This is a genomic window from Scytonema millei VB511283 (assembly GCF_000817735.3).
Lineage (GTDB): Bacteria > Cyanobacteriota > Cyanobacteriia > Cyanobacteriales > Chroococcidiopsidaceae > Chroococcidiopsis > Chroococcidiopsis millei_B.
This window is the reverse complement of the sequence record NZ_JTJC03000004.1, coordinates 433,079-445,831: the sequence shown is the minus strand read 5'-3', so window position 1 is coordinate 445,831 and position 12,753 is coordinate 433,079. Positions and strand designations below refer to the sequence as shown.

Genomic DNA, 12,753 nt, shown 5'->3' with positions numbered 1-12,753 from the left:
ACACTTAAATAAAAGCACTATAAGATGAGAATTAACGTCGAGCTTGACGATATATTAGTTGAAGAAGCCTTTCGGCTTACCAACGTCCGGACAAAAAAGGAACTTTTGCATCTAGCATTGCAAGAACTAATTCGCTCTCAGAAAAAGAAAAATCTACTCGATCTAGCTGGAAAAATTGAGTTCTACGACGATTACGATCCCAAAGCACTCAGAACAAACCGCCATGTTGCTGATTGATACATCTGTTTGGGTAAGCGTATTTCGAGATAAAACAGGACTCGTTCGCCAACAACTACAATCGATTATTTGCGATCGCGATGTGATTCTAACTCGTTTCCATCAATTAGAACTGTTGCAAGGATGTCGAGACGATCGCGAGTGGAGATTATTACAAAGCTATCTGCAAACCCAAGACTACGTTGAATTAGGTTCTGAATCTTGGCAAGCGGCTGCACGTATATACTTTGAATTACGCAGACAAGGATTAACCGTACGTAGTCTGATTGACTGCTGTATTGCTCAATTGGCTTTAGAGTATGGGTTAACTTTAATTCACAGGGATCGCGATTTTGAAGTTATTAGTAGCGTTCGACCGCTGCGACAAATTCGCTTTCAACTGACATAGCATTTAAACAAAGGAACTCTCTAAGCTTTCCTAGAATTGCAACACCCATTGACTCCTTTCCAGCCTATGGCTACTCCCGATCTCTATCGCAACCTACCTACCAGCGACGAGTTATCCGACTCTGACGATATTCCTGTGGATAATGAAGACCAAAATTTTATTCCCAATGCCTTACTCTTTTTACTGCAATGGATTTGGCAGGCTCGTAACGATTGGTTCTTTGGGGTTGATATGGCAATCTATCATACTACGGGAGCTAATCCCAGAGTACCCGTCGTACCAGATGCTTTCTTAAGTTTGGGGGTGGAACGACGCAAGCAAGGAAAATCTCGGAAAAGCTATGTCGTTTGGGAAGAAAATGGAATTGTACCAATTTTAGCGATTGAAATTGTTTCTCAAACTCCCGGTGCAGAGTATGATGAAAAGGCTGAAATCTATGCCAAATTAGGTGTATTGTATTATGTCATTTATAACCCTGATTTTTGGCAGCGCGACAGACACCAACCTTTTGAAGTTTATCGCCTGGTTAATGGTTCCTATCAATTACAACTTGGCGAACCATTTTGGATGCCTGAAATTGGTTTGGGAATCGGTAGAGTCCGGCGAATGGTAAGTGGTATAGAACTAGAATTACTATCTTGGTATAACCAGCAAGGAAGCCGATACCTCTCTTTGGAGGAACGTGCAGAACGCGCAGAACGCCTTGCAGCGCGTCTACGGGAGTTAGGCGAAGATCCAGAACAATTGTGAGGTGTTTATGACTGCGGTAGTTGTGAATCTCAAACCATTGCTAGATCTAACTGACGAAGCATTCTACCAACTTTGTCGAGTAAATCCAGAAGTGAAGTTTGAGCGCACGGCAAGGGGAGAGTTAATCATTATGCCACCAACGGGAGGAGAAACAGGCGATCGCAACCGTCGAATTACACAACGCTTAGGAAATTGGACGGATGAAGGCAATACAGGACTTGCTTTTGACTCCTCAACTTGTTTTAAATTGCCTAACGGTGCAGATCGTTCTCCTGATGCTGCTTGGGTAAGGTTGGAACGCTGGGAAGCTTTAACACTGGAACAACAGCAGAAATTTCCGCCCCTAGCTCCAGACTTTGTTGTAGAATTGCGTTCTGCTACTGACGATTTAGCACCTCTGCAAGCCAAGATGCAGGAATATATGGAAAATGGCGTTCGTCTGGGTTGGCTGATTAATCCCCAAGATCTGCAAGTGGAAATTTATCGTTTAGGACAACCTGTGGAGGTGTTACAAGATCCTCAAAGTTTGTCGGGAGAAGATGTATTACCTGGGTTTGTCTTGGATTTGACTCGGATTCTGAGCTAGAAAATCGCTATAGAGTCTTGCGCAAAGACGCAAAGACGCGAAGAAGTTCGTCGCTTGATTTTCTAAAAAAAATTTAAGCTCGCTTCGCTCGCGAGAGTAAAAAAGAAAGGGTAAAGGGTAAAAGGGCAAAAGTGTCAAGGGCTATTGAGTCCTCGCCGCGCCGCACGCCACCCGAAAACCGAAGGCGTTGCTGTCGACGTCGGGGCGGCCCCTGCCGCGATAAGCAGAACGGCAGCCTCCAGGATAGGAGATCCACGAACCACCACGCAGCACTTGGGATTTATTCTTATTATCATTCTTTTCTACCCATGCACTACCATCTGTAGGCGCACCAGAGTAGTTCTCATGCCAAGTATCTGCACACCATTCCCAGACATTGCCATGCATATCGTATAAGCCAAAGGCGTTAGGTGAAAAACTTCCTACTGGGGTGGTTTGCTGTCGATATTCTCCCTTGGGAGCATCACCGTAAGTATAGTTGCCGTCGTAATTCACCAAATCAGTTGTAATCGTCTCGCCAAAATGAAAGGGTGTAGTCGTTCCAGCACGACAAGCATATTCCCACTCAGCTTCAGAGGGGAGTCGATATTGCTTGTTTGTGTGTCTGGAGAGGCGATCGCAAAACTCCACTGCATCATACCAAGACACTGTTTCTACAGGGCGATCATTCCCCTTAAAATAGGATGGATTGGGCTTAAGATCGCGGTTGACTCTAGGTAGATTAGCTACTGTTTTCCATTGCACCTGAGTGACTTGAAACTTGCCCATGAAGAAGGGTTGAACGGTGACTTCATGCTGAGGTCTTTCTTTGTCAAATCCTTCCCCTGTTGGCGAACCCATGATAAATTTGCCCCCAGGGATGGCAACCATTGCTAGAGTGATACCATTACCGAAGTTTTCTTTGAAAAATTGTGCTTGACTGCGATCGCTTTTGACTTGAGCGCGTTTACCACCTAACCCTAACCACCCACTCTGCTGAATATCTGCCACAGTCACCACATCGAACTCGAACACATGCAAGGGTTGAGATGTTGATTTGTTTGAAGGTGTTGTAGCTTGCGAACTGGCTGCTTCTAATTTTGTTTCGGTTAAATTTTGTTTCTTTTCCACCTCAGAGATAACTCGTTGCTGAATCTCTGCGACATATTCATCTTCTAAACCCAGAACAAACTGTTGCCAATCCCTTAAATCATTCTCCATTCCCCGATCTAAAGGGTATTGACGCTCAACTTCCTGACGAAAGGCTTCTTCGTAACGAGCCAAGTTTGCCTGCCGTCTGCGAAAAGGCTCTAGAACACTATTAATAATTTCCTCAGCTTTTTCATCTAAAATCCCGCGCTTTTCCTGCTCTAGATTAAGAAATTCACGACGGTAGTTAGAAATTTCACCAAGATAAACATACTGCTCTACAAGTTGACGGAACTCCAATTCTGGGTCGTTGACTGGAGCTAGGCTCAAAAGGATGTTGAAGCCTTCCTTATCCAAAATAATTCCTGGCTGCATTTTTGGCTTCACTTCCTGCACTTTAGTTTTGGCGTAATCGTGCAATTCTCGAGCATGAATTTTGCCATCGCCATCTTTGTCTGCTGCTCCGGTTTCGATTCCCTCAACCAAATACTGCGTGTAAAGTGAAAGCTCTGCTCCTTCCTGTTCAAATGAAGTTTGAGTAGCAGTAGCAGAAGTTAAAACAACTCTCCCCTCCGCGCCTAATTCTCTCTTGAGATCGAGTCCCACGCTTTTAGCTTGCCAACCTTCAGCAAAAGCACCGCTATAGCAACAATCCAAAATGATTACTTGTCGCTTGGCGTAGCTATTCTTCGATAACTTTTGAATAAAATTAGCTGATACCGCAGTTGCTTCAAAGTTATCCTTAGCGGTAATACGAGTTGCTAAGAAAAGGTTATTTTCGTCATCAGTGATGCCATGACCGGAGAAAAATAGTAGAACTAGGTCTTCTTTATTAGCATTCCTAAACAGCCTTTGAATCGCTTGCTGCATCGCTACTGGTTCTGGGTTAATCAGCGGCGTAACTTCGTCAAAACCTCCCATCTGGGGATTCTGCAATACCCGTTGTATAGCAACTACATCATTAGGAGGTGCTTTAAGTAGAGGGATTCCCTCCCCGTACTCGCTGACACCAATCAGTAGTGCAACCTTCTTAGACACCCGATCCTCCACCCATTGCCGCAATCAGATTTAGGGCTATTTTCTCAAGCTCTGCTAATTCTTGACGACTTTTAGCTTCAATTTCAGCCTCTTTGTCACCCACCTTAACTTTTACCTTAACTGGTTTATCTGCTAAGCGATCGCCTAAAAAGCCTACAAAAGCTTTAATGCTTTTAAAACCGACTTCTGCTTGCAGCAACCCTACTAGAGTAGCAAACCCCTTACTACCTGCTTCGGGATCTAAATTTTCAGCTCTGTCAGCTCTTATGACTTCATCAAGGCTACGCAGTTCGGGCAATAACCTCTGAGCAAACTTTTGCCGCTCGTCATCTTCTAATTCTAGATTGTCAAGCCCAAAAGTAAATTGAATCGTAGTTTCGTTTGTCATTCTAGCCCCTGAAAAACTGTTATTCTGCAATTCACGATTAGCAGCTTAGCCCAGCAAATATATGTTTTTAAGTGTGTGGTGATGCTGTAATTCAATTTACCACTAGCCATCTACAAGACAAAACATTGAGATTCCGCACGTTTACAAGTTGAGCGACTCGAAAAACCTGCCTACTACACTAAAATCAAACTAACCCTGTTGTCTAAACGGTAGAACAAAACTTAGATCGAGTGTCATGACTGTAACTACCTATAAATGGACAATTGAACGATATCACCGAGCAATAGAGGCAGGCATTTTTGACGACCAGCCTATAGAACTATTGCGTGGCGACCTGATTGTGATGCCCCCAGAACGAGAACCCCACGCCTACTACAACACAGAAGCTGCCGATTATCTCCGCACTCTACTTGGCGAACGGGCAAAAATCCGCGATGCTAAACCTGTAACTCTGCCTAATAATTCCGAACCTGCCCCCGATATTGCTATTGTCAAACCTTTAGGTGAAGTTTACCTAGAACACCATCCTTATCCTGAAGATATTTTCTGGATTATCGAATTCTCTAATGCCACCTTAAATAAAGATTTAGGTGAAAAAAAAGATATCTACGCAGAAGCAGGCATTATTGAATATTGGGTTGTTAACCTCAAATATAAACAGTTACAAGTATTTCGCGACCTTGAAAAGGGACAATACAAAACCGAACTCACACTAACTACAGGTACTATTACCCCTCTAGCCTTTCCTGATGTATCCGTTCAAGTTGAGCGCCTCATAGGTATGAGCTATTAACACGGGCTTTCGCTGCTAAAACCCTAGACATATTGATATATCAAGGTTATAGTAGGTTGCGGAAAGGCGCATTATCGTAACCATGAGCCAATTAAGTCGGCTGACATCCCCTAAATCGAGTTTCAACATCCAAACCCAAGAAGACATTTTGGGAAATTTATTAGCGAATAAGCGTAGCGAAAATACTCGACGCGCCTATGCTAAAGATTTAAAAGATTTTTTTGTCACGATGGCAGGAGTTGAACCAGATCGCAATTTAATTGCCGAATTTCTCCAACTTTCTCGATTTAATGCGACAGCCTTAGTACTTAAATATAAGGCAGTTCTGATCGATCGCAATTTATCGGAAGCAACAATCAACCGTCGATTAGCAGCAATAAAATCTTTAGTTAACTACGCGCGTCAAATTGGGATGTGCGACTACAGTTTGGATGACATTGCGGGAGAGAAAGTCAAGGCTTATCGCGATACAAGTGGAGTGAGTTTAGAAGCATATCGTCAGGTACTAGATATTGTCGATCGCAACACGCTTAAAGGTAAACGCGATTATGCCATATTACGATTGCTGTGGGATAACGCCTTGAGACGCGGAGAATTAGTTAAAGCGAATGTAAGTGACTTCGATTCAGAGGCGCGATCGCTAACTATATATGGTAAAGGTCGAGGCACTCAAGCTGAGACAATTAGTTTATCTGAGTCTACAGTAGCAGCATTGCAAGATTGGTTGTGCGAGCGCGGTAAAGCTAAGCGTAACGAACCATTATTTATCGCACTCGATCGCGCTAGTTACGGTCATCGTCTCACTGGTACTGCTATATATAAGATCGTACAGGCAATGGCAGAAACAGCAGGATTGAAAAAACGCCTCAGTCCCCACAGAGTCAGACATTCTGGAATTACAGCTGCTTTGGATGCAACAGGTGGAAACGTTCGCATGGTACAGAAATTGTCTCGTCATGCCAGATTAGATACATTAATGGTTTACGACGACAATCGCCAAAATCACCAAGCCGAAGTCACGGGATTATTAGCAGCAATGGTTGAAGGAGAATCGTAGGGGCGGGTTTAGCAGATAGATTCACAACCCCAACAGGAAATCGTCGTACAAAACCCGCCCGTACATTATCGAAATAGAATCACCAACAACCAATTACCAATTACCAAACACATCTGGCAACATTAACACAGACGGAATATATTCAGCATAATCGCGATTCAAGGATTGCAGATCGCAACCAGTAATTTGAGCCACCACAGCCGGATTTATACCCGCACTCAAACACGTACAAATAAACGTGTGTCTTGTATTGGAAGGTTTGCGATATTCCACACCAGCCAACTCTAACATTTTCACCCAAGCACGATTGCGAAAATTGCGATCGTCAATTGGCAATCCTTCAGGACTAGGGAATATCAGATCTTCTAGTAAAGAATTTTCAGGCTTTCTAGCTTGGAGCAATAATCTAATTCTGTCATTTAAGGGAATAGAGCGAACTTTATTTGTCTGAGGGACACCCCGACTAATAGATTCTCCAATCCACATACTTGACATGTCGGAGGTAATATGCATCCAACGTAAAGCGATCGCCTCAGTAGTTCGCATCCCAGTCAAGAATAAAAATTCGACAAAATCGGCATAGTGTCTGTATTGAGGGTGAGTTTTGAAAGCAGCTAAAATCGCTTTAACTTCCTCTTGTGTAAATGGCTTGAGTGATTGTTTGGGTGCTGATTCTACCTGTCTTTGTAGATCTCTCCAGGGGTTGATTTCTACAAAACCTTTCGTCATTCCCCAACTCCAGCAAGCACTGAGTAAAATCAGCCGTTCTTTCCTGGCGCGTTCGGCGTTCTTACTCTGAAGCCAAGCATTGAATTGTTCTGCATGAGTCTGTAAGATTGCGATCGCATTTTGTTCGGCTATTAACTTCCTCTTCTCACCTTCCCGATAATAAAACTGGTGCAGGTATTTCAGAGTTGTCTTGTAGCGATCTAAACTTCTGGGATGTAAAGACTGAGCTTTGTATTCCATAAACTGTTGGAATAGTTCGGCACAAGTGAGAAGTTGCGCCTCATTGACTGGTTTTTCAGTTAAGCTTTGGGGTTTGTATTTCGTCAGAGTTGCGTCAAAATTTCCAGAAATTGCATCCAACTCAATCTGACGCGCCTTCAACTCTGCCAACATCCGACTTTCTTGAGTATCTGGCAATCCTAAAGATAAACAATACCGCTTCCCCGCAACTCGCCAACGCAGTCTCAACCTATCCTTAAAGCTTTCTACAACAACCGAACCTTTACTTGCCTTCATGCTTGGGTATTTACTTCGTATTTTAGGTATACAGACGAGAGTACAGAGATTCAAGCGCTAGAGGATATCAGGTATAGACTAAACTATTTGGGTATCATAACGAGATAATCTAATGTAGAAATATTGATTTTTCTAAGTTTGGGTATAAAGCGCAGATTTTAGGTATTTACTGGATGTCTCTTCACTCGATCGCGTTTAAAGAGTTTCTCAATTAAGCTTAGGTATAATCCACGTTTTATGGGTATACAACTGAGTTTAATTTCCGATCGTGGATCGACTCGCAATGTTTAGGTATAGAGTCCTAAAATTGGGTATTTTTTTGATGTAGTCTAATACTGAAAATATATTGCTTCGCACATTTATAATTCATTTGCATCTCTACGTTTCAATAATTCTAGAAACGAAGTACAGCAAACCCAGTGAAACTAGAAACATTACTAGCACGCGATCGCACCATTCGCGTTATCGGTTTTGATGATGCGCCATTCGTGCGCCGACGCAAAAGTTCACGCATATCCGCCATTCTTCTTTCAAGTTTGCGGCGAAGATCCAGATGTTATCGCCACCGTAGTACAAAGATTAAGCGATCGCGGTCACGTACCAGAAGCCCTAAGATTAGCACATCTAATTGGTGCAGAAGTCGTCAAAGGTGAAAGCGGAAGTTCGGCTTTGCGCCTTTGCATCTACTCTACGAGAAGCCGCTTCGCGTCTATGCGCGACACTATCATTCGATCGCCAACTTAAAAAGTAGCACATTTACCGAGAGTTAAATTTCCCTACAATCGGCATGATGAGGTATGCGCTGAGATAGCTAGCCATGACTTCACAACCAGAGCAAATCGAGATAAAACTAACAATACCAGCTACACAACCCCAGTTGTTAGAAGGATTAGATCTGTGGTTGCGTCTGGGGTTGCTTTCTGAAACTCAAGTTATCCGAATTTGCCGCACTTACCTAGTTTGTGCCTTACCCGAAGTATCTCCTCAAGCAGACTTTATCACTACACCACAAGCAGAAACGCTTCCAGCGAGAACTCGTCCCACCCCCATACTCAGCCGGATTTTGTCTTCCCTGATGGAAGAAATTAGCGTTGTGTGGCTGCTATTTCTCGGCGTGTTCATGGTAGTCGTATCCTCTGGGGTACTAGCTGCGAGTCAGTGGCAAAATTTTTCCTCAGTCGGACAATATGCCATTTTATTCGGCTACACCTTAGCATTTTGGCTTGCTTGCTGGTGGACGCGACAACGACCGAATTTAAGTTTGACAAATAGGATTTTACAAGTCACTACCCTGTCCCTAATCCCAGTTAACTTTTGGGCAATCGATGGGTTTCAGTTGTGGTGGGATGGATTGGGATTAATAGTAGGAGCGATCGCAATTTTAAGTTTATCCGCGATCGCCTGGACGTTACTGCAATCTGCATTACCCATTAGAGTGAATACTGTTGCAATGGGTTGGCTGCAATTGGGTTGGATAATACCTGGGTTCCCCCTCATTGCCATCTATAGCGGTACGGTAGGGACAGCAGGAGTATTATGGCATCGGGTAGAAAAGCGTCAGGCAAGTTTAATTGATTTAGGGATTAGTGGCGTTGTTCTGGCTATTTCCACCTTACTGCTTTTGGGTAGGGGAGTCTTGCGTGCAGGCGTATCCATAAATGCAGTTGGACTGGCGTTAGGGATTTGCGGCTGGGTACTTTGTTGGTTAACTCGCCGTCAGGTAGAACCTCTATTGACTCGCACGGGTATCGGGTTATTAGTCTTGGGTTGGATAGTCGCTGTTAATGTCGAACCACCTTGGCAAGCGATCGCAGTTAGTATTTTAGGTATCTGGTTATTAGCAAATCGTCTGCAAAGACTTTGGCAAGTATGGGATTTACTCGCCCTATTTTTTGTCGGATTGCAGACTTATTGTTTGCTGTGGCGGTTGATTCCCATTGCAGGGAGACAGCAAATTATCGCTTTTGCAACTCAAATCGCCGGAGGTTATTTATTCCCGGGAGAACTGATTGGGCTAGCGCTTTTTCCTTATATTATTGTTACTTTAATTGTCGCCTCGCGCCTCCGCCGTGCCTCTCAACCAAATTTAGCTAACTATACCGAAGGCATGGCATTGATTTTAGGAAGCATTCTTGCTTTATTTAGTCTATTCAATCCCTTGGTGCGATCGCTCTATCTATCAGCTTCTACTCTTACTTTAATCATTGTCCTGCGTCAGCGTCCAACTCGCACCGCATGGTTAATTTATCTCACGCATGTAACAGGAATATTAACTGTATATGCATGGATAGGTTGGGGTTTTCCCAATCTCGATGCTCGATTTTGGGCAGTCATTTTATTAATTGGCATGATAGCAGAGTGGAGTTGTAGTTTAGCGATCGCTCATCCAATCTGGCAACGTAGTGCGTGGTATATCGGTTTAGTCTTAGCCGGATTGAGTTATCCCTTACTCATAACATCGAATCCATATTGGGGATTAATTTGGTTAGCAACTCCCGCCTGTCTCACATTTCTCGGTAGTCGTACCATTCCTCAAGCAAGATTAGCAAGTTGGCTGAGTGTTGTTGCTTTACTTCTAGCCCAAATTTTAACTGAAGCTAGGGTAACTCCTTTATTAATAAGTACGGCAGTTGCCACCAGTTTAATGTTATTCAATACGCAAAAATTGCGATCGCAACTTGCCGCAGCAATAACCGTTGGATTTGGCTTGAGTTTTGTGGGAACTTGTCTGTGGCAAATTTGGGGGGTTCCCCTCAATTGGTTGCCAACATGGATTGGCGTTGCTTTATGGGGGTTGTGGTTGTTACGTTCTCGTAGGGGCGCACAGCTGTGCGCCCCTACAGAAATTTGTCCCCCTACAGATATTTATGCCCCAGCATTAGATGGTTGGGCAATCGCACTGAGTATAATTAATTTAACTTTCCTAACTTTAGGTAGGCTAGAAGTTTATTCAATCCAAGATTTATATCTAGTTTTAGCAGCAGTTATAACCACAGGGGCAATTACTTATCGTAACTGGCAACAACCGACAAATATAGGTTTCTCCGGGATTACTTGGGGTACAGAATTAGTAGTAGCTAGTATTATTTGGTGGACTGTACCATCTTTCATCAACATTGCGATCGCTAATTTAGGATTAGGACTAGCAACGCAATTAGGTGGTGATTGGTGGCTACGTCGTTCTGCCTTGCCTTACCTTTCTAGTTGGCACGTTATTCCACTTATATATGCCGTTATAGGGTTATTCTTTGCCCACTATACATTTACTGCCTACACTGGACTTTACACGCTAGCAGGCGCATTAGTGGGAATTGGTATTGGACGGCGTTTACCTCTGCTTAAACCAGTTACATTTATAGCTGTATTTGGGATTTCCTTTGCTGCTTACGAACTTTTAATTTATCAATTGATCCAATCCAAAGGAGGGCAAGCAGGGGATGGCATAGTCTTACTATCAGCCCTAGCTTGTGCGATCGCAATTACATATCGTTTCTGTTCGCGCTGGTTACTATTCTATTGGAGACTTACATCTCAAGAATTACTCGTAATTACCAATATTCACTGGGGAGTTGGCAGTCTTTTTTCCCTACTAGCATTAGGAGTAAATTTAAGTAATTTTGGTAGCAATCTTTGGCTAGCGATCGCGACAACGTTAGCAGCTTATGCAGCTTGGCAAGGACGGAATCGCCATTTTTGGGTATATTTGTCAGTCATACAATTAACAATTACAATTGCCCACCTCTTAAATCGAATTTTGCCTCTGTCTGCACTGCTAGATTGGTCAGCCGCGATCGCTTGTATTTTTGCCTATATTTTATATATGTTACCTTGGCAAACTTGGGGATGGTCGAGACAACCTTGGCAGCGTTCTGCTACTGTTTTACCAGGAGTAACTGTCTTACTTACATTGAGTGGAATTTCAATTCAAGGCTTATTTATCGTCGCTGCTTTTTACGCTTGGTTAGCAAGAGTAGAAAATAAGATTCGTCTCAGTTATATAAGTATTATTTTATCAGACTGGGCAATTATTCAACTGATTCAAGATTGGCAACTTACCGATCCTTTGTGGTATGTTTCGGTATTGAGTAGTTCGTTACTATATGTTGTCCAAGTCGATCCGACATTGCGATCGCCTACCGAAAAGGAAAAACGTCACATCCTCCGCACTTTAGCTGTAGGGTTATTTTGTCTAACAGCTTTGTACCAATCAGATAATAGCTTGTGGCAAGGAATTTTAACTATCTTTCTAGGTGTAGGTTTAATCTTAGCAGGAATCGTATTTCGCACCCGCGCTTATTTATATGTTGGCACGCTAACTTTTATTATTAAAGTCTTGCGTCAGCTCTGGTTATTTATCGATAATTATTCTTTATTACTTTGGGCAATTGGAATTGTAGTCGGATTGCTATTTATTTGGATTGCTGCCACATTTGAGGCTCGTCGCACTCAAGCGATCGCATTGATGCAAACCTGGATTCGAGAATTAGAAACTTGGGAATAAATCGGTTTGGTGGTAACGCTATTTTTCCCAATGCACCTACGTGGGGTCGAGGGAACGCTTACGGATACCATGCACGCAATTCTCACGGGTGTGGGCGTTCTCTTCATGCTGCTCGCCATAGGGTTCGCGGCTACTGCATTCGGAAAGCGGTTTCGCTTTTACTCCATCGCGACAATCCTGATACTTCTCGTGTTTGGCATTGTGGCAGGGTTGGACGGTTCCCGGCTGGCGGCAAACTTGCCTACGCCGTGGATGGGAGTTTGGGAGCGTATTAACATCTTTAGCTACATGCTATGGGTTGTGGTGCTGGCTATCATGGTCTTACGCATCCAAGGTACTGTAGCCCCAGATGACTCCGACGGGAGAAGTAATTTTGGATCGGTTGGTTCTTGATGACCGAACCTGCCATCCAACAATCTCGATGAAGATGAGGCGATTGTGCAATGGATACCCAGTTAAAATACCGAAGCATCCTTGGATTTCGACATCCAAAATTACGGCAGCATACGGGTTTTGCTGTGGCATAACGCTCGAAAGTGGCGATCGCAACAACACAAGTCACTGCACGTAACGCTCTGAATTGGATTCGAGAATAGTCTGTTGTGCAAATTTTAGCCACCCAAAGCTTTCTTAAAAAATATA

General features: G+C 43.4%; 12 protein-coding genes. 9 read left to right on the top strand and 3 right to left on the bottom strand.

Going from position 1 to position 12,753, the window contains the following annotated elements; all coding sequences use genetic code 11:
• The first annotated feature begins 24 nt into the window (after positions 1-24).
• The 4 genes from QH73_RS17035 (at position 25) to QH73_RS17020 (ending at position 1,961) form a co-directional block, all read left to right on the top strand.
• Positions 25-237, top strand: a complete 213-nt coding sequence (locus QH73_RS17035; protein ID WP_039717004.1) for a type II toxin-antitoxin system VapB family antitoxin — start codon at positions 25-27, stop codon at positions 235-237.
• Positions 224-625: a type II toxin-antitoxin system VapC family toxin gene (gene vapC / locus QH73_RS17030; RefSeq protein ID WP_039717005.1), complete on the top strand. Its 402-nt coding sequence runs from the start codon at positions 224-226 to the stop codon at positions 623-625. The genes QH73_RS17035 and vapC overlap by 14 nt, the downstream gene beginning before the upstream one ends.
• 66 nt (positions 626-691) lie before the next feature.
• The gene (locus QH73_RS17025; protein WP_039717006.1) at positions 692-1,375 is read left to right on the top strand and encodes a Uma2 family endonuclease; all 684 of its coding nucleotides are present in this window, start codon (positions 692-694) and stop codon (positions 1,373-1,375) included.
• Between the two features lie 7 nt (positions 1,376-1,382).
• A complete protein-coding gene (locus QH73_RS17020; protein WP_201278187.1) occupies positions 1,383-1,961 on the top strand; it encodes a Uma2 family endonuclease in 579 nt (192 codons plus the stop codon).
• Positions 1,962-2,102: 141 nt separating this feature from the next.
• Here the strand turns inward: QH73_RS17020 and QH73_RS17015 are convergent, their stop codons facing one another.
• Both QH73_RS17015 and QH73_RS17010 read right to left on the bottom strand, forming a co-directional pair.
• Complete coding sequence (locus QH73_RS17015; RefSeq protein ID WP_039717008.1) at positions 2,103-4,127, bottom strand: caspase, EACC1-associated type; 2,025 nt, start codon at positions 4,125-4,127, stop codon at positions 2,103-2,105.
• Positions 4,120-4,515: a hypothetical protein gene (locus QH73_RS17010; RefSeq protein ID WP_039717009.1), complete on the bottom strand. Its 396-nt coding sequence runs from the start codon at positions 4,513-4,515 to the stop codon at positions 4,120-4,122. Before QH73_RS17010 ends, QH73_RS17015 begins: the two co-directional genes overlap by 8 nt.
• A 235-nt stretch (positions 4,516-4,750) precedes the next feature.
• Here QH73_RS17010 and QH73_RS17005 point away from each other — a divergent pair, with 235 nt between their 5' ends.
• The gene (locus QH73_RS17005; protein WP_039717010.1) at positions 4,751-5,308 is read left to right on the top strand and encodes a Uma2 family endonuclease; all 558 of its coding nucleotides are present in this window, start codon (positions 4,751-4,753) and stop codon (positions 5,306-5,308) included.
• Positions 5,309-5,390: 82 nt separating this feature from the next.
• Entirely contained in the window at positions 5,391-6,365 is a 975-nt protein-coding gene (locus QH73_RS17000; RefSeq protein ID WP_039717011.1) for a tyrosine-type recombinase/integrase, read from the top strand.
• A 93-nt stretch (positions 6,366-6,458) separates the two neighbouring features.
• Here the strand turns inward: QH73_RS17000 and QH73_RS16995 are convergent, their stop codons facing one another.
• Complete coding sequence (locus QH73_RS16995; RefSeq protein ID WP_039717012.1) at positions 6,459-7,610, bottom strand: tyrosine-type recombinase/integrase; 1,152 nt, start codon at positions 7,608-7,610, stop codon at positions 6,459-6,461.
• 474 nt (positions 7,611-8,084) lie between these two features.
• Here QH73_RS16995 and QH73_RS16990 point away from each other — a divergent pair, with 474 nt between their 5' ends.
• The 3 genes from QH73_RS16990 to QH73_RS16980 all read left to right on the top strand — a co-directional run bounded on the left by QH73_RS16990 (position 8,085) and on the right by QH73_RS16980 (position 12,504).
• Positions 8,085-8,354, top strand: coding sequence for an endonuclease dU (locus QH73_RS16990; protein ID WP_039717013.1), 270 nt, complete (start codon positions 8,085-8,087; stop codon positions 8,352-8,354).
• Positions 8,355-8,427: 73 nt separating this feature from the next.
• A complete protein-coding gene (locus QH73_RS16985; protein WP_039717014.1) occupies positions 8,428-12,111 on the top strand; it encodes a hypothetical protein in 3,684 nt (1,227 codons plus the stop codon).
• 30 nt (positions 12,112-12,141) lie between these two features.
• Complete coding sequence (locus QH73_RS16980; RefSeq protein WP_052290212.1) at positions 12,142-12,504, top strand: DUF998 domain-containing protein; 363 nt, start codon at positions 12,142-12,144, stop codon at positions 12,502-12,504.
• Positions 12,505-12,753: the final 249 nt, after the last annotated feature.